A 19354-nucleotide genomic window follows, 5' to 3' on the forward strand; every position below is an offset into this window, starting at 1 on the left:
GGACCCGTCATCCCGAGCTCGACCCGGGATCGGACGTTGGCAAGAAATGGGTGGGCTGGGAGGCGGATGGATCCCGGCTCGGGGCCGGGATGAGAGTCGTTCGCACCGTCAGATCAACCGCTCTTCCGGCCGCGAGATCTTCTTGAGCGGCTTGCTGCGGCCGGTGTCCACCTTCAGCGGCGTCTCGGTGTGCGCGTCGTCCCAGACCGGATCGTCCAGGCTGTCGAACACGTCGCGCAGCTTCTGCCCCCAGCTGCTGTGCAGCATGCGGTAGTAGGGGTTGTTCATGTCCAGGCAGGCGATCTTGTCGGTCTCGAAGCGGTCGACGTCGTACACCACCAGGTCCAGCGGCGGGCCGACCGACAGGTTGGACTTCATGGTGGAATCCATCGACACCAGCGCGCACTTGGCCGCTTCGTCCAGCGGCGTGTCGGGGGTGAGCACCCGGTCCAGCACCGGCTTGCCGTACTTGGATTCGCCGATCTGGAAATACGGCGTCTCGGCGGTGGCCTCGATGAAGTTGCCGGCCGAATAGACGTGGAACAGCCGCATCGGCTCGCCGCGGATCTGGCCGCCGAAGATCAGCGAGACGTTGAACTCGACGCCGGCGAATTTCAGCGCCTCGGCGTCGCGGTCGTACACGTGGCGGACGGTCTGCCCCAGCACGCGGGCGGCATCGAACATGCTGCGCACGTTCCAGATCGTGACCGGCTCGGCCTCCTCGTGCTCCTTGAGCTGCTCCACCTGCAGGATCTCGCGCACCGACTGCGAGATGCTCAGGTTGCCGGCCGACAGCAGCACCATGAAGCGGTCGCCCGGCTTCTCGTACACGATCATCTTGCGGAAGGTGCTGATGTTGTCCACGCCCGCGTTGGTGCGCGAGTCCGACAGGAACACCAGGCCCGCATTGAGCTTGATGCCGACGCCATAGGTCATTTCGATCCCCCTAGTTTCTTCAGTTGGTAGAGCGCGTCGAGCGCTTCGCGCGGACTGAGCGCATCGGGGTCCAGCGCCGCGATTGCCGCTTCCACCGCGCTGGGCGCCGGCGCTTCCGATTGCGGCGGCGGTGCGAACAAGTCTACCTGTTCGCGGCTGCGCTCCTGCTGCGTCTCCAGCGCCGCCAGCGCGTGGCGGGCGTGGTTCACCACCGCTGCCGGCATGCCGGCGAGCCGCGCCACTTGGATGCCATAGCTGCGGCTGGCCGGCCCGGGCTGGATCTCGTGCAGGAACACGATGTCGGCGCCCGATTCGGCGGCGCTGACGTGCATGTTCACCGCGCAGTGGTGCTTGGCCGGGAAACCGGTCAGCTCGAAGTAATGGGTGGCGAACAAGGTGTATGCCTGGCAGCGGTCATGCAGGTGCGCGGCTATCCCGGAGGCAAGAGCCAGGCCATCGAAGGTGGAGGTGCCGCGGCCGATCTCGTCCATCAGCACCAGGCTCTGCGCGCTGGCCGCGTGCAGGATCTGCGCCGCCTCGGTCATCTCCAGCATGAAGGTGGACTGCGCATTGGCCAGGTCGTCGGCGGCGCCGATGCGGGTGTGGATCGCGTCCAGCGGCCCGAGCCGGCAGGCCTGCGCCGGCACGTAGGAGCCGACCGAGGCCAGCAGGCAGATCAGCGCCACCTGCCGCATGTAGGTGGACTTGCCGCCCATGTTGGGGCCGGTGATGATCTGCATCCGCTGCTTGGGCCCCAGCCGGGTGTCGTTGGCGATGAAGGCGCCGCCGGTGGTCTCGGCCAGCCGGCTCTCCACCACCGGATGGCGGCCCTGGGTGATCTCGATGCCCGGCTCGCGCATGAATTGCGGCCGGCACCAGGCCAGCGTCAGCGAGCGCTCGGCCAGCGCGCACAGCACGTCCAGCGCGGCGAAGGCGCGCGCCAGCCGCGCCAGCGGGTTGACGAACACCTGCAGCTCGTCGAGCAGCTGCTCGTAGAGGAATTTCTCGCGCGCCAGGCCGCGCTCCTGCGCCGACAGCGCCTTGTCCTCGAAGGCCTTCAGTTCGGGCGTGATGAAGCGCTCGGCGTTCTTCAGGGTCTGGCGCCGGCGGTAGTCGTCCGGCACCTTGGACGCCTGGCCCTGCGTGACCTCGATGTAGAAGCCGTGCACCCGGTTGAACTGCACCCGCAGGTTGGCGATGCCGGTGCGGGCCCGCTCGCGCGCCTCCAGTTCGAGCAGGAAGCCGTCGCAGTTGTCCTGGATGGCGCGCAGCTCGTCCAGCTCGGCGTCGTAGCCGGGCGCGATCACGCCGCCGTCGCGCACCAGCGCCGCCGGGTCGTCCGGCAGCGCGCGCTGCAGCAGCGCGGCGCAGCCGTCCGGCGGCATCAGGTCCTGCGCGATGGAGGCGAGCAGGCCGGCCAGTCCGTGCACCGAGGGCGCGAGCCGGGCCGACTTGTCCAGCGCGTCGCGCAGGCCCACCAGCTCGCGCGGCTTGACCTGGCGCAGCGCGATGCGCGCGGTGATGCGCTCGACGTCGCTGCTGCCCCGCAGCTGCTCGCGCAGCGGCTGCCAGAGCTTCTCGCGCAGGATGGCGATGGCGTCCAGCCGCTGCTGCGCCTGGGTGCGCTCGCGCCGCGGCTCCAGCAGCCAGCACTTGAGCATGCGGCTGCCCATGCCGGTCATGCAGGTGTCCAGCAGCGAGAACAGCGTGGGAGAGTCTTCGCCGCGCAGGGTCTGCAGCAATTCGAGGTTGCGGCGGCTGGCGATCGGCAGCTCGATCAGTTCGTCGTCGCGCTGCACCTGCAGGCTCTGCACGTGGGTGAGGGCACGGCCCTGCGTGTGTTCCGCGTAGGCGAGCAGGGCGGCGGCGGCGGCATGCGCGTGCTCCATCGCGTCCGCGCCCCACGCGGTGAGCGTCGCCGAATTGAGTTGCTCCAGCAGCTTGCGCAGGCCCAGGCCGGCGTCGAACTGCCATTCGGGCCGCTGCGCCAGCGACAGCGTGGCCGAGAACTTCAGCGCCTGCAGGCGCTTCTCGAAGGCCGGCGTGGCATCGGCGCCGTACAGCACTTCGTTCGGCGCGATCCGCGCGATCCAGGTCTCCAGTTCGTCGGCCGCGCATTCGGCCAATTGCAGCGCGCCCTGCGTCACGCTCAGCCACGCCAGCCCGAGGCGATGCCGCGCGCCCTGGTGGACGGCCAGCAGCACGGCCTCGCTCTTGTCGCTCAGGAGCTCGGTGTCGGTCAGCGTGCCGGGCGTGACCACGCGCACCACCTTGCGCTCCACCGGGCCCTTGCCGGCGCCGACCTCGCCGACCTGCTCGCAGATCGCCACCGATTCGCCCATGCGGATCAGGCGCGCCAGGTAGCCGTCCACCGAGTGGAAGGGAACGCCCGCCATCACCACCGGCTCGCCGGCGGAGTTGCCGCGCCGGGTCAGCGTGATGTCCAGCAGCCGAGCCGCCTTTTCCGCATCGGCGTAGAACAGCTCGTAGAAGTCGCCCATCCGGTAGAACAGCAGCGTGTCGGGATGGTCGGCCTTCAGGCCGAGGTACTGCGCCATCATCGGCGTGTGGCCGGCTGGCGCCGCCACGCGGGGATCCGCACCGGCGTCCACCGGGCCGGCCTGTTCGTGTCTGGCTTGTTTGATTCCGTCCATCCCTAGGTGTGCTGTCAGGTTCAGGTCACGATTATCCGCTGGCGGCCGCGCCGACCGCCGCACCGATGCGGCGCGCCACGCGCGGCTGCGCCGCGGGCCGGGCCGCGTCCCTCCCACATATATCACTTCATGACATAATCGCCGGCTTTGCTCACCAGTACGGACGGCCATGGCCCGACTCGCCCACCCGAATATCGCCGGACCCGACAAGCGCGCCCACGACGAACGGCGCGACTTCGCGGCTGCCGGCCGGCTTCCCGCCATCACGCTGCTTGCCGCGGCCGTGGGCGCCGCCTGCGCACTGGCGGCCTGGCTGCTGCTGCACCTGATCCGCTTCTTCACCAACCTGTTCTTCTTCCAGACGCTGTCGGACCGCGACATCTCGCCGGCACTGAACAAGCTCGGGCTCCTGGTGATCGTCGTGCCGGCGCTGGGCGGACTGGTCATCGGCTTGATGGCCCGGTTCGGCTCCGACAAGATCCGCGGCCACGGCATCCCGGAGGCGATCGAGGCGATCCTGTTCAACAAGAGCCGGATGTCGGCCAAGGTGGCCGTGCTCAAGCCGATCTCCTCGGGCATCGCGATCGGCAGCGGCGGCCCGTTCGGCGCCGAAGGTCCGATCATCATGACCGGCGGCGCGCTGGGATCGCTGGCCGGCCAGTTCTTCCACATCACGGGCGGCGAGCGCAAGACCTTGCTGGTCGCCGGCGCCGTGGCGGGCATGACGGCGGTGTTCGGCACGCCGATCGCCGCGGTCCTGCTGGCCGTCGAACTGCTGCTGTTCGAACTGCGTCCGCGCAGCCTCCTGCCGGTGGCGATCGCCTGCTGCGTGGCGGCCGTCGTCCGTCCGCTGCTGCTCGATGGCGGCCCGCTGTTTCCGATGCAGACGCAGGCGCCCGGCATGTGGACGCTGGCAAGCTGCTTCGTCGCCGGCGCGGCTGCGGGGGCACTGTCGTGGGCGGTGTCGACCTCGCTGTACAAGGTGGAGGACCTGTTCGGGCGGCTGCCGGTGCACTGGATGTGGTGGCCCGCGCTGGGCGGGCTGGTGGTCGGGATCGGCGGCTGGCTGCAGCCGCGCGCGCTCGGCGTGGGCTACGACGTGATCGGGGACCTGCTGCTGGGCCGCATGGCCGTCGGGGCGGTGCTGGCGCTGCTGGTGTGCAAGGCCGTGATGTGGGTGTTCGCACTGGGGTCGGGGACGTCCGGCGGCGTGCTGGCGCCGCTGCTGATGATGGGGGCCGGCCTGGGCGCGCTGCTCGGTCCGTGGCTGCCCGGTGACCAGCCGGCGCTGTGGCCGCTGGTGTTCATGGCCGCCACGCTCGGCGGCATGATGCGCGCGCCCATCATGTCGGTGATGTTCGCGCTGGAGCTGACGCAGGACGTCAACGCGTTGCTGCCGCTGCTGATCGCCTCGTCGGTCGCCTACGGCTTCACCGTGCTGGCGATGCCGCGCTCGATCCTCACCGAAAAGATCTCGCGCCGCGGCCACCACATCTACCGCGAATACGGCATCGATCCGCTGGAACGCCACATGGTCTCCGAGGTGATGACGCGCAACGTGGCGACCATCGACGGGGAGCTGACGATCGACGGCGCGCTGCAGCAGCATTTCGGCGCGGCCCAGCTCCATCGTGCCTATCCCGTCCTCAGTGCGGGAAGGTTCGTTGGCATGGCCGACCGGGACACGCTGGACGCCGGCATGAAGCGCCTGGGCGATGTCCGGGTGGCGGATCTGTTCGGCACGGCCGCCCCGGAAATGGCGCTGCCGGCCGAGAACTGCCGCACGGTCGCGACCCGGCTGGCGGTGCACCACCTCGAACGGCTGCCGGTGGTCAGCGACGCCGATTCGCGCCTGCTGGTGGGCGTCATCTCCCGCAGCGACCTGGTCAAGCCGTCGCTGGTGCACTTCGACGAGGAGCAACGCCAGGAGCGCTTCTTCGGGCTGTCGCGCGCGGCCGCGAGGGCCCGGCGCCGGGCGTTGACCGCGTCGACCGAGGCCGCCGCCGACGACTTTTCCTCGCGATAAGTTCGCAGCAAGGCAGTCGCTGAGCGCACCGGCGTCGCGCCGGAACGGTCTGGGATAATCTCGCCGCATGGAAGTCCAGGCAGTCCCCAGCCGCAGTCAGCAACTGCTTGTCCCTTTCCGCGCCTTCTTCGCCGCCCTCTGGCCGGCGCCGGTGCATGTCGACGCCAGGCAGCGGCTGCGCGCGCTGGTCGGCGGCCTGGTCGGCGTTGCGCTGGCCGGCCTGCTGACCCGCTGGCTGGCGGGGGCCGGTGGCTTCAGCACCTGGCTGGTCGCCCCGATCGGCGCCAGTGCGGTGCTGGTGTTCGCCGTTCCGGCCAGCCCGCTGGCCCAGCCCTGGGCCGTGGTGGGAGGCAACACGGTGTCGGCGCTGGTCGGCATTGCCTGCGTGCTGGCCATTCCCGACCCCGCGATCGCGGGCGCGGTGGCGGTGGGGCTGGCGATCGCGCTGATGTTCCAGCTGCGCTGCCTGCATCCGCCGGGCGGCGCGGCGGCGCTGCTGGTGGTGCTCACGCACACCGATCGCTTCCAGTTCGCGGCCTTCCCGGTGATGCTCAACTCCTTGCTGCTGGTGCTGGGCGGAATGGCCTACAACAGCCTCACCGGCCGGCCCTATCCGCACCCCCAGAGCGCGCCGGCTCCGGCCCCCGGTGGGGCGCAGCCCGCCTCGCGCTTCAGCGCTGCCGACCTGGACACGGCGCTGGCGCACTACAACCAGGTGGTCGACATCAGCCGCGACGACCTGGAAGCGCTGTTGCACGACGCCGAATCAGCGGCCTACGCACGCAACCTGGGCCAGCTGCGCTGTGCGGACGTGATGTCGCCCGACCCGGTGTCGGTCCAGTTCGGCACGCCGCTGGCGCAGGCGTGGGAGCTGATGCGCACAAGGAAGATCAAGGCCCTGCCGGTCACCGACCGCGCCAAGCGCATCGCCGGCATCGTCACCGTTGCAGACTTCATGACCGGCGTCGGCCTCGACCAGCATGAAGGCATCGGCGAGCGGCTGCGGGCGCTGCTGCGCGTGAGCGGCACCACCCACAGCGACCGGCCCGAGGTGGTGGGCCAGATCATGACGCGCAAGGTGCAGGTGGCCAGCGCCGACCGCTTCCTGCTGGAGCTGGTGCCGTTGTTCTCGGAGAAGGGCCACCACCACATTCCCATCATCGACGGCGAGCAGCGGCTGGTGGGCATCATCACGCAGTCGGACCTGGTGCGGTCGCTGTACCGGGCGGTGCAGCCGGTGGCATAGCCGGCCGGCCTCGGGTCAAGGCTGGACGTCGTCCAGGCCGGCGCCGGGCCGCATGTTGGGAGCGACCAGCGTTTCGGTGCTCTGGCGCAGTGCGGCCTTCTCGCCGGCGCTGGCGAACTTGCTGTACTTGTGCAGGATGGCGACCAGCTGGCCGTAGACCTTGGGATTGCCGGCCACGCACTCGCGCTGCTCCAGGAAGTCCGATTCGCCGGTGAAGTTGCCGATCAGGCCGCCGGCCTCGGTGATCAGCAGCGAGCCGGCCGCCACGTCCCAGGGCGACAGGCCGGTCTCGAAGAAGCCTTCGGTGAAGCCGGCGGCGACGTACGCCAGGTCGAGCGCGGCGGCGCCCGGGCGGCGCAGGCCGGCCGTGCGCTGCATCACCTCGGACATCATGCGCAGGTAGTTGTTGAAGTTGTCGCCCGGACGGAACGGAAAGCCGGTGGAGATCAGGCTTTCCTTGAGCTGGGTGCGCTTGGACACCCGCAGCCGGCGCTCGTTCATGTAGGCGCCGCGGCCGTTGGTGGCGGTGAACAGGTCGTTGCGGCTGGGATCGTAGATCACGGCCTGTTCCACCTTGCCGCGCACCGCCAGCGCGATGCTGACACAGTAGACCGGGAAGCCGTGGATGAAGTTGGTGGTGCCGTCCAGCGGATCGATGATCCAGACGTTCTCGGCGTTCTTCGCGCCGTGTGCCTTGCCCGATTCCTCCGCCCAGATGCCGTGGTCCGGATAGGCGGTCAGCAGCGTCTCGATGATGATCGCCTCGCTGGCGTGGTCCACCTCGGTGACGAAGTCGTTGACCTGCTTCTGCGAGATCCGCACCGATTCCACGTCGAGCGCCGCGCGGTTGATGATGGCGCCGGCGGCGCGTGCGGCCTTGACGGCCACGTTGAGCATGGGATGGAGGTTGGGGGACATTGAGTTGTTTTGGGGACAGACCTTCAGCTCTGTCCCCATCTGATTAAAGATCGAATGAAGCGAAAAACCGCCCGGCGATGCGGACGGCCACGATTGGGCTGATTTTAGCGGAGCGGCGGCTTGCGTGCGCAGCAGGGACAAGCCGGCCCGCTCAGTCTTCCTGCAGGCTCAGGACCGCGTTGCCGCGCCCCACCGTGTTGGCCAGGCTCAGGATCACGTGGTGGTCGAAGCGCGAGGCCAGGTCCGGCCGCTCCTGCTTCATCCGGTTCCAGGCCTGGCGGGTGAGCATGCGCAGCAGCGCCGGCTCCACCGCGATCACGCTGGCGCCGCGCGGGCGGCCCGAGTAGAGCGCGATCTCGCCGATCATCGAGCCGGCCACCACCTTGGCCAGCCGCACCGGCACGTTGTGCACGCCCTTCTTGACGACGTCCAGCCGCCCGGACTCGACGAAGTAGGTCTCGTCGCAGGCCTGGCCCTCGTCGAACAGGGTGTCGCCGGGCGCCAGCCGCACCTGCGCCAGGTAGCCGGCGAAATCGCGCCGGTCCTGCTCCGACTCCAGGAATTTCAGCCCGCCGCTGCCGCCTGCGCCGCCGGCCGCGGCGGCCGCCTCCCGCTGCTGCAGCAGCAGTTCCTCCGCCAGTTCCAGCGCCGTGTCGAAGCTGCGCACGATGGCGGGGCCGCCGCTTGCCTGGCTGGCGGCCGGATGGAACTGCGCGTGGATGGCGTCGCTGAGCGCGAGGATCAGGTGGTGGCGCTGCGCCGCCTCGTTGCGCACGATCTTCTGCAGCACCGCCACCGCCGACTGGTCGATGCCCTTGGCGTGCGAGAAATCCAGCACCAGCACCGGAAAGCGCGCGGGCGGGCCGGCCGCGTACCACTCGTAGATCGAGTTGGCCACGCCGAAGAAGATGAAGCCCTCGAAGCGGCCGATGCGGCAGGCGGCGCCGGCCTGCCCGAGGTACTGCTGGTCGGCCAGGTCGCGGATCACCGAGCTGCGCGCCGTGGCCAGCGTGGTGTCCAGCCGGATGTAGGGCATGTGGCTGTAGTTGACGACGAAGAAGATGCAGGCCGCCAGCAGGCCGGCCAGGAAGCCGACCACATAGCCGAACACGATGACGCAGGCCAGGATGCACACCACCTGCGCCAGGTCGATGCGGCTCAATTCGCGCCGCAGGTTCCACAGCCACTGGCGCAGCAGCTCCAGTCCCAGCCACAGCACCAGCGCGCCCAGCGCCACCTTCGGGATCCACGCCATCACGCCGCCGAACCCGAACAGCACCGCCATGCAGGCCAGCGCGATGACGACGCAGCTGAAGCGGCCGCCGCCGGTCTGGTGCGCCATCGTGCTGCGGCCGATGCTGATCACGCAGACGTAGCCGCCCAGCAGCGCGGTCAGCAGCGTCATGCGGCCATGCAGGCGCAGCGCCGGCTCCAGCTGGAAGTCCTTGCCGTAGGTCAGCTCCAGGCTGCTCAGGGACAGCAGCACCGTCAGCGTGCCGACGAAGGCCACCGCGAAGAACGAAGGCAGCAGCCGCAGCAGCTCCATGCCCATGCCCGCGTCCAGCTGCAGTTGCCACGGCGGCAACCATTCGAGCCGCACGAACGGCGGAAAGAACCAGCGCCCGGGGCTGCAGACCGGCAGCCCCCGGCACAGCTCGCGCACCGCGAAGTTGACCAGTACCGTGGTCGCCACGACGAACAGCGGGATGGCGGTGGCTGCGCCCAGGCGCCGCACCAGCCGGCCCAGCACCACGACCAGCAGCAGGCCGACGACCAGTTCGGGCCGGCCGGGATGTTCCAGCAGCGCGGCGATGCCGGCCACGGTCAGCGGCGTGCCGGCCATGATGTTGAGCGCGCCGCTGCACATCAGCCAGCCGGTGGCGGCCAGGAAGCCCGCCATCACCTGGAACGGGATGAAGCGCACCAGCCGGGTCGCCCCGAAGCGCACGATCAGCAGGTAGGTGAGGGCGGTGGACAGGGAGGCCACCAGCAGCACCGCCAGCGCCGCGTGCAGCGGCTGCGTCGCAGTGGCCGGGATCGCCGCCAGCGCCACCATCATCCCGGCCAGCACCGAGGAGGTGCCGGATTCGGGGCCGCTGACGAAGGTGGGTTCCTGCGAGAACAGGCCGTACAGGCCGCCGGCGGCCGCGGTGACCAGGGTCACCGTCATGGCGTAGGCCATGTACGAGGCCAGGCGGCCGGAGAACATCAGCGCCGCATAGGAGACCGCGAAGATCACCTGGATCAGGCCGAGGATCAGGCCGGAGGACAGCTGCTGCGCCAGCCCCCGGACCTGCGCTTGCGACGGCTGGATCACCTCGTCTCCCTTCGCTCGAAGGCCGGGGCTGCGGCCGGTCGGGCCAGTTTACAAGGACAATCCGGCCAGTGAAAACCCGATTCGTCCTCATCAACACCAGCCACGCCGGCAATGTCGGCGCGGCGGCGCGCGCCATGCGGGTGATGGGGTTCGACGACCTGGTGCTGGTGGCGCCGCGCTGGCCGGACGTGCTCACGCGCGAGGAGACGGTGCAGCGCGCCAGCGGCGCGCTGGACGTGCTGGAGCGGGCCCGGATCGTCGCCACGCTGGACGAGGCGCTGGACGGCATGAGCTACCTGTGCGCCACCGCGATGACGCCGCGCGACTTCGGGCCGCCCACCTTCACGCCGCGCGAGCACCTGCCGGCGCTGGCGCAGTCGCCGCACAGCGTCGCCTTCCTGTTCGGGTCGGAGCGCTTCGGCATGAGCAACGACGACGTCTATCGCTGCCACGCGGCGCTGACCATTCCGACCGATCCGCAGTTCGGCTCGCTGAACCTCGCCGCGGCGATCCAGGTGATCGCGTACGAATGGCGCACCGCGCTGGGCGGGTTTCGATCCGTTCGGGCTGAGCCGGTCGAAGCCCCGCTTGCCGACGCCAGGGCCGTCGCCGGGATGCTGGCGCACTGGGAGCGCTCGCTGGTGGAGATCGGCTTCCTGGACCCGGCGGCGCCCAAGAAGCTGATGCCGCGCCTGAACCAGCTGTTCAACCGTTCGCGGCTGACGCCCGAGGAGATCCACATCCTGCGCGGCGTGGCCAAATCCATGGCCGAAGCAGCCGCCAAAGCAAAGCCTTAGACTGGCCGCTTCCAACCAGAACATTCAGCCATGTTCAAGCGCCTTCGCTCCGACATCCAGTGCATCCTCGACCGCGATCCTGCCGCGCGCAGCAAGTGGGAGGTGGTGACCTGCTACCCGGGCTTCCATGCCCTGGTGATGCATCGCCTGGCGCACTGGTTCTGGGGCCGCGGCCTGCGCTGGCTGGGCCGCTTCACCTCGCAGTTCTCGCGCTGGTTCACCGGCATCGAGATCCATCCCGGCGCCACCATCGCGGACCGCGTCTTCATCGACCACGGCATGGGCGTGGTGATCGGCGAGACCGCAGTCGTCGGCGAGGGCTGCACCATCTACCAGGGCGTGACGCTGGGCGGCACGTCGCTGACCAAGGGCGCCAAGCGCCATCCGACGCTGGGCCGCAACGTGGTGGTCGGCGCCGGCGCCAAGGTGCTGGGCGGCTTCGAGGTGGGCGACAACGCCGCGGTCGGCTCCAATGCGGTGGTGACCAAGCCGGTGCCGGCCGGCGCCACGGCGGTGGGCATCCCGGCGCGCATCATCCAGGCCGAGGACAGCCAGCGGCGCGAGGAAGTCGCCAACCAGATGGGCTTTTCGGCCTACGGCATCACGCAGAACGACGACCCGCTGTCGCAGGCGATGAAGGGCCTGATCGACAATGCCTCCTCGCAGGAGCACCAGATCGCGCTGCTGTGGCGCGCGATCGAGAAGGTGTCCACCTCGCGCCAGGGCGAGGACTGCGTCCCGGTCGACGCCGCCCGCACCGAGTGTTTCGAGGCCGAGAAGCTGACGCAGCTGGTCGGAAAGTGACACCAGCGCGGCTTGCCCGCTCGGGCCGGGACGACAGTCACTTCCTGATCGCCGACTTCGGCCGGAAGGCCTTGCAGACGGCGTCGTCGGTTTCCAGGTACGGGCCGCCGATCAGGTCGATGCAATAGGGCACGGCGGCGAAGATGCCGGGCACCAGCTGCGCACCGGCCGCATCCTTCAATCCTTCCAGCGTCTCCTGGATCGCCTTGGGCTGGCCCGGCAGGTTGATGATCAGGCTCTGGTCCCGGATCACCGCCACCTGGCGCGACAGGATCGCGGTCGGCACGAACTTCAGGCTGACCTGGCGCATCTGCTCGCCGAAGCCGGGCATCTCCTTGTGGGCGACGGCCAGCGTCGCCTCCGGGGTCACGTCGCGCGGCGCCGGGCCGGTGCCGCCGGTGGTCAGCACCAGCGAGCAGCCGGCCTCCACCAGCTCGATCAGCGTCGCGCTGATGCGCTCCTGCTCGTCCGGGATCAGGCGCGCTTCGAAGCTCAGCGGATTCTTCAGCGCCCGGCCCAGCCAGTCCTTCAGCGCCGGCAGGCCCTTGTCCTCGTAGACGCCGGTGGAAGCCCGGTCGCTGATCGACACGATGCCGATGGTGACGCTGTCGTGGCTCATGCCTCGTCCTCCTCGCTGTCCTCACCGTCGCTGTCCCCGGCGGCGCCGGCGACGCCAAGCTGCTCGCGCACCAGCTGGAACAGCTCGCGCCAGGCGCGGCTGTGGCGCGGCGCCAGGCCCTTCGATTCGGCCGCCTTGTCGGGCGGATTGTCCTTGCGCGCCTGGCGCACCAGGGCGCGCAGCTGCTGGGTGTCGGTGTCCGGAAACTGCTGCATCCAGCGGTCCAGGGCGTCCTCGTCGGCGACCAGCTCGGCCCGCCACTTTTCGGCCAGGTGCAGCGCCTGGGTTTCGCGCGCCGAGCCCTTGTTCTGCTCCTCCAGCGCCTGGCGGGCCGCCTCCCGCACGTCGGGATCGAGCAGGCGCATCAGCTTGCCGACGTATTGCATCTGCCGGCGCCGGCCTTCGAAGTTGGTGATGCGGCGCACCTCGGCCAGCGCATCGACCAGCTTGTCGGGCAGCGCCAGGCGCTCCAGCAGGTCGGCGCGCAGGGTCAGCAGTTCTTCGCCGAGCTTTTGCAGCTCGGTGCTTTCACGCTTGAGGTCGGTCTTGCTGGCTTCGGTCGTTCCCTTGAGCTCGGCCTTGAGCTCCAGGTCCAGTTCGCTGCCTTCGGCGACGAACTGGCCGCGCACGAAGTAGCCTTTTTTGGGTTTGCGTGACATGGTGGGGGTTAACTGTGACGGCAGCGAATGCGCGGTCGGGTCGCAAGTATCATAGCCCCGCTATGACCCAACCTCCTTCGACACGCTCACGACAGGCTCCTGCCTCCCGATCAGAAAAGGGCTTCAGCTACAGCCGCGCCTATTTCGAGGAACTGGTCGATTCGGCCCTCGCCCATGCCAAGAAGCTGGGGGCGACCGACGCGGGCGCCGAAGCGTCCGAGGGCTGCGGCCTGTCGGTGTCGGTGCGCAAGGGCGACCTGGAGAACGTGGAGCGCAACCGCGACAAGTCGCTGGGCGTGACGGTCTACGTCGGGGCGCGGCGCGGCAACGCCAGCACCTCCGACTTCTCGCCGGCGGCGATCGAGCAGACCGTGCAGGCCGCCTATGACATCGCCCGCTTCACCGCCGAAGACCCGGTGGCCGGCCTGCCCGAGGCGCAGGACATCGCCACCGCCGCCGAGCAGCGCGACCTGGACCTGTTCCATCCCTGGGCCATCGACAGCGAGCGGGCGGCGCAGATCGCGCTGGTGTGCGAGGCGGCCGCCTTCAAGACCGACAAGCGCATCACCAACAGCGAGGGCGCCGGCGTGTCGGCCCAGCAAAGCCATTTCTTCAGCGCCCACTCGCGCGGCTTTCGCGGCGGCTATGCCAGCTCGCGCCATTCGGTGTCGGTCGCGCCCATCGCCGGCAAGGGCGACAACATGCAGCGCGACGCCTGGTACAGCTCGATGCGCAGCGCCGAGGAACTGGCCAAGCCCGAAGCGATCGGCCGCTACGCCGCGGAACGGGCGCTGTCGCGGCTGAAATCGCGCAAGATCGCCACCACGCAGTGCCCGGTGCTGTTCGAGTCGCCGCTGGCGGCCGGCCTGCTGGGCGGCTTCGTGCAGGCGGTCAGCGGCGGCTCGCTGTACCGCAAGAGCAGTTTCCTGCTGGATTCGCTGGGCACCACGGTGTTTCCGAACCACATCGACGTCACCGAAGACCCGTGGATCCGGCGCGGCAAGGGCAGCGCCGCCTTCGACGAGGAGGGCGTGCGCACCAAGGCGCGCAAGGTAGTGGACGCCGGCCAGGTGGAAGGCTATTTCCTCAGCAGCTATTCGGCCCGCAAGCTGGGCATGAAGACCACCGGCAACGCCGGCGGCTCGCACAACCTGGCGATGACCTCGCGCCTGACCCGGCCCGGCGACGACCTCGACGAGATGCTGCGCAAGCTGGGCACCGGCCTGTTCGTGATCGAGCTGATGGGGCAGGGCGTCAACTACGTCACCGGCGACTATTCGCGCGGCGCCAGCGGCTTCTGGGTCGAGAAGGGCAGGATCGCCTTCCCGGTGCAGGAGATCACCATCGCCGGCAACATGAAGGACATGTTCAAGGGCATCCAGGCGATCGGCGCCGACACCTACAACTACGGCGCCAAGACGGTCGGCTCGGTGCTGATCGACCGGATGAAGATCGCCGGCTCCTAGCCGGACTGTCTGCCGGACTCGATCCGGCATCCAGACCGTCGACCGCCCACCGGCAAGCGGGAAGAGCCGGCGCTTCTCCTGGATCGACGGTATTCAGTGGCCAGCCAGCGTCTGGACCCCGGCTCGAGGCCGACATGACGGATTGCCCAGGCGCAAGGCCGGGATGACAGCCGTCACGGCAGCTGCGGCGGCTTCGGATGCAGGCGCGCCATGCACAGCGCGTCCACGTAGCGGCCATCCTTGATCGCGTAGGCCCGGTGCCGGCCTTCCTCCTCGAAGCCCATCGACCGGTACAGCGCCGTCGCGCGCTCGTTGTCGGCGTGCACCGTCAATTCCACCCGCAGCACGCCCGCCCAGTTGTCGGCCCAGTCGAGCAGCCGCGCGATCAGCTGGCGACCGATGCCGCGGCCCTGCCAGCCGGGGGCGATGCCGATCCCCAGCATCCGCACATGCGAGCGGCGCAGGCTGTTGCCTGCCGCGTGCAGACCGGCCGAGCCGACGACCCGCTCTCCGGCCACGGCTACCAGGCGGCAGCTGTGCGGCTCGAGCTTCTGCAGCCATTCCAGCCGCGAGGCGACCGGCATGTCGGGCAGCTGCAGCGTGCCTTCGAAGGTGCCGTGGGCGCCGGTGAGGGCGGAAACCTCCTGCGCGTCGGCGGGTTCCAGCGCGCGGATGGTGATGGCGTCGTCGTCAGCCTTGTGGGCCGTGTCCATGGTGCTCTCCTGGTGGAAATGCTGGACACCCCAATCTAGCGCAGGGCGTTCGCCGCGGCCACGGGCGCTGTGGCGGGCGTGCCGCAATCGCCGATGCCGAGTGCGCATGGCTCCATGCGCACTCGGGCCTACTGCGAGATCTTGCGCGCCTCGTCGACCTGGTAGTCGAAGTACTTCTGGAAGCCGTACACGATGCTGGACATCAGGGCGATGGTGCCGAACGCCAGCGCCAGCACGATGGCGGCGATGGTGAACCAGTTGGTGTTGCCGCTGGCCGATTCCGGCGCCGCCTGCGGATTGAAGCGCGCGTTCCATTTTTCCGGCGTCATCAGGCCGTAGATGATCGCCATCAGCGCGCAGCCGGCGAAAGTGAAGCCCAGGATCGGCACCAGCGCCCAGCTCCACGGATCGTCCAGGCCGTACTGCTGCACCCGCTCGATCCCGTACAGGCCGATCGCGGTCGGAATGGGCAGCAGCCAGCCCAGCAGGTCGCCGAAGCCCCGCAGGTAGAACCGGTGCAAGCCGAGCGGGCCGCCCACCAGCGTGAGCCACGCCGCAAAGGTCTTGTTCTTCATCGCGCGGGCAGCTCGGGCGAGGTGCTGTCGGCCAGCCCCAGCGGCTTTTCCATCAGCACCACGTCCAGCCACTTGCCGAATTTCCAGCCGCAGGACTTGAGCACGCCGACCGGCGTGAAGCCCACCGCTTCGTGCACGCGCACCGAGCCCTGGTTGGCCGAGTCGCCGATCACGGCGATCAGCTTGCGCACGCCGGCCGCTTCCGCTTCCTGGGCCAGGGCGGCCAGCAGCTGCTTGCCGGCGCCGCGGCCGCGCTCGCCGTCGGCCATGTAGATCGAGTCTTCGGCCGAATAGCGGTAGGCCGGCCGGGGCTTGAACCAGTTGCAGTAGGCGAAGCCCAGGATGCGGCCGTCTTCCTCCGCCACCAGGTAGGGCAGGTCCTTGGACAGCACGTCGGCGCGCCGGGCCGCCATGTCCTGCGCGGTGGGGGGCGTGGTCTCGAACGTCCCCGTTCCGTTGAGCACGTGGTGCGCATAAATCGCCGTGATGGCGGGGATGTCCTGGTCGCTGCTGGGTCGGATCGTGGGCATAAAACCTGAAAACGTTATAATGGAAGGCTTTTCAGCGTGTCGCTGGCCGGGTGGCCATGTCGCGTGTCTCAGACGCTGGAAGAATCACTCTCCCACCCGAAGGATTAAATCATGGTCGTCATTCGACTTTCCCGTGGCGGCGCCAAGGCCCGTCCGTTTTTCAACATTGTCGTGGCCGACAAGCGCACCCGTCGCGACGGCCGTTTCATCGAGCGCATCGGGTTCTACAACCCGATCGCCAAGGACAACGAGGAAAGCATCCGCCTCGCCCAGGACCGCCTGACGTACTGGCGCGGGGTCGGCGCCCAGCCGTCGCCCACCGTCGAACGCCTGATCAAGCAGCACGCGTCGGCCAAGCCGGCCGCCGCCGCCGCCGCAGCGTAATCGCGCCATGGCTGCGCCCGGCCGCCCGGCCGCCGCGCTGCCGGCGGGAATCGAACCCGTCGAACTGCCGGCGGATGCGATCGAGGTAGGTCGCATCGCCGACGCCTGGGGCATCAAGGGCTGGTTCAAGGTCCTGTCCCACAGCGCCGATCCGGAGGCGCTTTTTTCCTCGAAACGCTGGTACCTGCAACCTGCCGACAGGGGTCTCAAGACCTTTTCCGGCACGCTGCTGCTCAAGATCCGCGAAGCCAAGGACCACTCCGGCACCGTCGTCGCGACGGCGCAGGAAGTGGACGACCGCAACGCCGCCGAGGCGCTGCGGGGCGCCCGCGTGTTCGTCCCGAGATCGAGCTTTCCCACTGCCAGCGCCGACGAGTACTACTGGGTGGACCTGATCGGCCTGGCCGTGGTCAATCGCGAAGGCGTGGAGCTGGGCACGGTCAGGGAGTTGCTCTCCACCGGTCCGCAGACCGTGCTGGTGCTGGAATACGACGTCGACGGCAAGCCGCTGGAGCGGATGATTCCGTTCGTCTCCGCCTATGTCGATGCCGTGGACCTGCCCGGCAAGCGCATCACCGTGGACTGGCAGCCGGATTATTGACATCCGGGTGACTTTGCGGGACAGATCTTCAGCGCTGTCCCCAACTGGTTAAGCTGATCCCATGCGCTTCGACGTCATCACCCTGTTTCCCGAACTGTTCGCGCCCTTCCTGGCCGCGGGCGTGACGCGGCGCGCCTACGAATCGAAGCTGGTCGACGTGCGCTTGTGGAACCTGCGCGACTACGCCGAGGGCAATTACCGCCGGGTGGACGACCGTCCCTTCGGCGGCGGGCCCGGCATGGTCATGATGGCGGCGCCGCTGGAGAAGTGCCTGCAGGCGATCCGGGCCGACCAGGCGGACGCGCGCCCGGTGGTGCTGTTTTCCCCGGTCGGCCGGCGGCTGGACCACGCCGCCGTCGAGCGCTGGTCGGCCAGCGACGGGGCGGTCCTGATCTGCGGCCGCTACGAAGGCATCGACCAGCGTTTCATCGACCGCCATGTGGACCTGCAGATCAGCCTGGGCGATTTCGTGCTCTCGGGCGGCGAAATCGCCGCGATGGCGCTGCTGGACGCCGTCGCCCGGCTGCAGCCGGGCGTGCTCAACGACGAGGGCAGCCACGCCGCCGACAGCTTCAACCCGGCGCTGGACGGCCTGCTGGATTGCCCGCATTACACCCGTCCGGAACACTGGGCCGGCGCCGAGGTGCCGGCCGAACTGATGTCGGGCCACCATGCGCAGATCGAGCGCTGGCGGCGCGAGCAGCGGCTGGCCCTGACGGCGCGCGAGCGGCCGGATCTGATCGAAGCGGCCCGGGCCGCCGGCCGGCTGAGCGCCGCGGATCTGGCCTTCCTGCTGACGCCGGACAAAAAACGTTTATAATCAAAGGCTTTTCCGATCCTCTGCCCGGCCGCGGTCACCCCATGAATGAACAGGCGTCAAGCCCATTCAGACCGCCTTTAGCGTAGCGCGGGCACGATCAACGAGGACCTTATGAATCTGATCGAAACCCTTGAGCAGGAAGAAATTGCTCGCCTCGGGAAGAAAATTCCCGAATTCGCCCCTGGCGACACCGTGATCGTCAGCGTCAACGTGGTCGAAGGCACGCGCAAGCGGGCCCAGGCTTTCGAAGGCGTCGTCATCGCCAAGCGCAATCGCGGCCTCAACAGCGGCTTCACGGTGCGCAAGATCTCCAGCGGCGAAGGCGTGGAGCGCACGTTCCAGACCTACAGCCCGCTGATCGCCGGCATCGAAGTCAAGCGCCGCGGCGATGTGCGCCGCGCCAAGCTGTACTACCTGCGCGAGCGCAGCGGCAAGTCGGCCCGGATCCGCGAGAAGCTGCCTTCCCGCGCCAAGACGGCGGCCGCCGCCGAATAAGCGTTGCGCTTCGCAACAGCCGCCGCCGGCCTCGTGCCAGTGGCGGTTTTTTCTTTTCCGGCCCCGTAGTCCGATGTCATCGCCCGTTCCGCTCGTCACAGCCTTGTCGAAGCTGCCCAACTTCGATCCGCGCACGGCCGCGGTCGCCGGCATCGACACGCATCTGCCGCCGGTGCCGGCGGATGCGCTGACGCCGGACGCGCTGCGCTCACGCTTCCGGTCGCCGCGGCCCTGGCAGCCGGAGATCAGCAAGGAGCGGCCGTGGACCGAGCAGGCCACGGCGCACGCGTCGGTGCTGGTGCCCATCGTCACCCGCCAGCGGCCGATGGTGATCCTCACCGAGCGCACCACGCACCTGTCCACGCATTCGGGCCAGGTGGCCTTTCCCGGCGGCAAGCGCGACGACACCGACACGGACGCCGTCCACACCGCGCTGCGCGAGGCGCACGAGGAGATCGGCCTGGAGCACGGGTTCGTCGAGGTGATCGGCGAGTTGCCCACCTACACCACCGGCTCGAAGTTCATCATCACGCCGGTGATCGCGCTGGTGCGCCCCGAGCACGTGCTCACGCTCAATGCCTACGAGGTTGCGGACGCCTTCGAGGTGCCGCTGGAGTTCCTGATGAATCCGGCGCACCACCACCGCCATGTGCTGGACATGGACGGCTACCGCCGCGAGTGGTTGTCCATCCCCTACATGGACGGCAGCACCGAGCGCTTCATCTGGGGCGCCACGGCGGCGATGCTGCGCAACCTTTACCGCTGCCTGGCGGCCTGAGCGGCCTGCAAAGGGC

The 19354-nt window shown here is 69.0% G+C and carries 19 protein-coding genes; 10 read left to right on the forward strand and 9 right to left on the reverse strand.

Annotated features, from left to right (window positions below):
- Positions 1-108: 108 nt before the first annotated feature.
- Complete coding sequence (locus tag ACFPOE_RS15560) at positions 109-936, reverse strand: proteasome-type protease (protein WP_376851041.1); 828 nt, start codon at positions 934-936, stop codon at positions 109-111.
- Positions 933-3497 carry a DNA mismatch repair protein MutS gene (mutS, locus tag ACFPOE_RS15565; RefSeq protein WP_376851907.1) on the reverse strand — a complete coding sequence of 855 codons (2565 nt, stop codon included), beginning with the start codon at positions 3495-3497 and terminating at the stop codon, positions 933-935. The genes ACFPOE_RS15560 and mutS overlap by 4 nt, the downstream gene beginning before the upstream one ends.
- A 262-nt stretch (positions 3498-3759) precedes the next feature.
- Here mutS and ACFPOE_RS15570 point away from each other — a divergent pair, with 262 nt between their 5' ends.
- Both ACFPOE_RS15570 and ACFPOE_RS15575 read left to right on the forward strand, forming a co-directional pair.
- Positions 3760-5616 (forward strand): chloride channel protein, encoded by a 1857-nt coding sequence (locus tag ACFPOE_RS15570; protein ID WP_376851042.1) that lies wholly within the window; start codon positions 3760-3762, stop codon positions 5614-5616.
- 67 nt (positions 5617-5683) lie between these two features.
- The gene (locus tag ACFPOE_RS15575) at positions 5684-6862 is read left to right on the forward strand and encodes an HPP family protein (RefSeq protein ID WP_376851043.1); all 1179 of its coding nucleotides are present in this window, start codon (positions 5684-5686) and stop codon (positions 6860-6862) included.
- Between the two features lie 15 nt (positions 6863-6877).
- Here ACFPOE_RS15575 and ACFPOE_RS15580 read toward each other — a convergent pair whose 3' ends face one another.
- Both ACFPOE_RS15580 and ACFPOE_RS15585 read right to left on the reverse strand, forming a co-directional pair.
- Positions 6878-7780, reverse strand: a complete 903-nt coding sequence (locus tag ACFPOE_RS15580) for an inositol monophosphatase family protein (protein WP_376851044.1) — start codon at positions 7778-7780, stop codon at positions 6878-6880.
- A 151-nt stretch (positions 7781-7931) separates the two neighbouring features.
- On the reverse strand, positions 7932-10097 hold the full coding sequence (locus ACFPOE_RS15585) for a SulP family inorganic anion transporter (RefSeq protein ID WP_376851045.1): 2166 nt from the start codon (positions 10095-10097) through the stop codon (positions 7932-7934).
- A 68-nt stretch (positions 10098-10165) separates the two neighbouring features.
- Here ACFPOE_RS15585 and ACFPOE_RS15590 point away from each other — a divergent pair, with 68 nt between their 5' ends.
- Together ACFPOE_RS15590 and cysE are read left to right on the forward strand one after the other, a co-directional pair.
- On the forward strand, positions 10166-10894 hold the full coding sequence (locus ACFPOE_RS15590; RefSeq protein ID WP_376851046.1) for an RNA methyltransferase: 729 nt from the start codon (positions 10166-10168) through the stop codon (positions 10892-10894).
- A 30-nt stretch (positions 10895-10924) separates the two neighbouring features.
- Positions 10925-11698, forward strand: a complete 774-nt coding sequence (gene cysE / locus ACFPOE_RS15595) for a serine O-acetyltransferase (protein ID WP_376851047.1) — start codon at positions 10925-10927, stop codon at positions 11696-11698.
- Between the two features lie 37 nt (positions 11699-11735).
- Here cysE and mog read toward each other — a convergent pair whose 3' ends face one another.
- Together mog and yjgA are read right to left on the reverse strand one after the other, a co-directional pair.
- On the reverse strand, positions 11736-12317 hold the full coding sequence (gene mog / locus ACFPOE_RS15600) for a molybdopterin adenylyltransferase (protein WP_376851048.1): 582 nt from the start codon (positions 12315-12317) through the stop codon (positions 11736-11738).
- Positions 12314-12976 carry a ribosome biogenesis factor YjgA gene (gene yjgA / locus ACFPOE_RS15605; protein ID WP_376851049.1) on the reverse strand — a complete coding sequence of 221 codons (663 nt, stop codon included), beginning with the start codon at positions 12974-12976 and terminating at the stop codon, positions 12314-12316. The genes mog and yjgA overlap by 4 nt, the downstream gene beginning before the upstream one ends.
- Before the next feature lie 62 nt (positions 12977-13038).
- On the opposite strand from yjgA, the gene pmbA reads away from it, so the two are divergent.
- Positions 13039-14442, forward strand: a complete 1404-nt coding sequence (gene pmbA, locus ACFPOE_RS15610; RefSeq protein ID WP_376851050.1) for a metalloprotease PmbA — start codon at positions 13039-13041, stop codon at positions 14440-14442.
- A 173-nt stretch (positions 14443-14615) separates the two neighbouring features.
- Here pmbA and ACFPOE_RS15615 read toward each other — a convergent pair whose 3' ends face one another.
- The 3 genes from ACFPOE_RS15615 to ACFPOE_RS15625 all read right to left on the reverse strand — a co-directional run bounded on the left by ACFPOE_RS15615 (position 14616) and on the right by ACFPOE_RS15625 (position 16260).
- Complete coding sequence (locus ACFPOE_RS15615) at positions 14616-15155, reverse strand: GNAT family N-acetyltransferase (RefSeq protein ID WP_376851051.1); 540 nt, start codon at positions 15153-15155, stop codon at positions 14616-14618.
- A gap of 128 nt (positions 15156-15283) precedes the next feature.
- Positions 15284-15730, reverse strand: coding sequence for a TM2 domain-containing protein (locus ACFPOE_RS15620; protein ID WP_376851052.1), 447 nt, complete (start codon positions 15728-15730; stop codon positions 15284-15286).
- Positions 15727-16260: a GNAT family N-acetyltransferase gene (locus tag ACFPOE_RS15625; RefSeq protein ID WP_376851053.1), complete on the reverse strand. Its 534-nt coding sequence runs from the start codon at positions 16258-16260 to the stop codon at positions 15727-15729. Before ACFPOE_RS15625 ends, ACFPOE_RS15620 begins: the two co-directional genes overlap by 4 nt.
- Positions 16261-16371: 111 nt before the next feature.
- Between ACFPOE_RS15625 and rpsP the strand changes: the two genes are divergently transcribed.
- From rpsP to ACFPOE_RS15650, 5 genes are all read left to right on the forward strand, one after another.
- Positions 16372-16644: a 30S ribosomal protein S16 gene (gene rpsP, locus ACFPOE_RS15630; protein ID WP_376851054.1), complete on the forward strand. Its 273-nt coding sequence runs from the start codon at positions 16372-16374 to the stop codon at positions 16642-16644.
- Between the two features lie 7 nt (positions 16645-16651).
- On the forward strand, positions 16652-17245 hold the full coding sequence (rimM, locus tag ACFPOE_RS15635) for a ribosome maturation factor RimM (protein WP_376851055.1): 594 nt from the start codon (positions 16652-16654) through the stop codon (positions 17243-17245).
- A 61-nt stretch (positions 17246-17306) separates the two neighbouring features.
- Positions 17307-18065, forward strand: a complete 759-nt coding sequence (gene trmD, locus ACFPOE_RS15640; protein ID WP_376851056.1) for a tRNA (guanosine(37)-N1)-methyltransferase TrmD — start codon at positions 17307-17309, stop codon at positions 18063-18065.
- Between the two features lie 111 nt (positions 18066-18176).
- Complete coding sequence (rplS, locus tag ACFPOE_RS15645; RefSeq protein WP_376851057.1) at positions 18177-18560, forward strand: 50S ribosomal protein L19; 384 nt, start codon at positions 18177-18179, stop codon at positions 18558-18560.
- Between the two features lie 73 nt (positions 18561-18633).
- A complete protein-coding gene (locus tag ACFPOE_RS15650; protein WP_376851058.1) occupies positions 18634-19338 on the forward strand; it encodes a CoA pyrophosphatase in 705 nt (234 codons plus the stop codon).
- Positions 19339-19354: the final 16 nt, after the last annotated feature.

The organism is Caenimonas terrae, from assembly GCF_042655405.1.
Taxonomy (GTDB): domain Bacteria; phylum Pseudomonadota; class Gammaproteobacteria; order Burkholderiales; family Burkholderiaceae_C; genus Ramlibacter; species Ramlibacter terrae_A.

Coding starts and splice junctions, on each gene's coding strand:
- ACFPOE_RS15575 (WP_376851043.1), top strand. CDS start 5,684: ATGGAAGTCCAGGCAGTCCCCAGCCGCAGTCAGCAACTGCTTGTCCCT.
- ACFPOE_RS15560 (WP_376851041.1), bottom strand. CDS start 936: ATGACCTATGGCGTCGGCATCAAGCTCAATGCGGGCCTGGTGTTCCTG.
- ACFPOE_RS15620 (WP_376851052.1), bottom strand. CDS start 15,730: ATGAAGAACAAGACCTTTGCGGCGTGGCTCACGCTGGTGGGCGGCCCG.
- mutS (WP_376851907.1), bottom strand. CDS start 3,497: ATGATGGCGCAGTACCTCGGCCTGAAGGCCGACCATCCCGACACGCTG.
- rpsP (WP_376851054.1), top strand. CDS start 16,372: ATGGTCGTCATTCGACTTTCCCGTGGCGGCGCCAAGGCCCGTCCGTTT.
- ACFPOE_RS15615 (WP_376851051.1), bottom strand. CDS start 15,155: ATGGACACGGCCCACAAGGCTGACGACGACGCCATCACCATCCGCGCG.
- mog (WP_376851048.1), bottom strand. CDS start 12,317: ATGAGCCACGACAGCGTCACCATCGGCATCGTGTCGATCAGCGACCGG.
- rimM (WP_376851055.1), top strand. CDS start 16,652: ATGGCTGCGCCCGGCCGCCCGGCCGCCGCGCTGCCGGCGGGAATCGAA.
- ACFPOE_RS15570 (WP_376851042.1), top strand. CDS start 3,760: ATGGCCCGACTCGCCCACCCGAATATCGCCGGACCCGACAAGCGCGCC.
- trmD (WP_376851056.1), top strand. CDS start 17,307: ATGCGCTTCGACGTCATCACCCTGTTTCCCGAACTGTTCGCGCCCTTC.
- pmbA (WP_376851050.1), top strand. CDS start 13,039: ATGACCCAACCTCCTTCGACACGCTCACGACAGGCTCCTGCCTCCCGA.
- rplS (WP_376851057.1), top strand. CDS start 18,177: ATGAATCTGATCGAAACCCTTGAGCAGGAAGAAATTGCTCGCCTCGGG.
- ACFPOE_RS15580 (WP_376851044.1), bottom strand. CDS start 7,780: ATGTCCCCCAACCTCCATCCCATGCTCAACGTGGCCGTCAAGGCCGCA.
- cysE (WP_376851047.1), top strand. CDS start 10,925: ATGTTCAAGCGCCTTCGCTCCGACATCCAGTGCATCCTCGACCGCGAT.
- ACFPOE_RS15625 (WP_376851053.1), bottom strand. CDS start 16,260: ATGCCCACGATCCGACCCAGCAGCGACCAGGACATCCCCGCCATCACG.
- ACFPOE_RS15650 (WP_376851058.1), top strand. CDS start 18,634: ATGTCATCGCCCGTTCCGCTCGTCACAGCCTTGTCGAAGCTGCCCAAC.
- yjgA (WP_376851049.1), bottom strand. CDS start 12,976: ATGTCACGCAAACCCAAAAAAGGCTACTTCGTGCGCGGCCAGTTCGTC.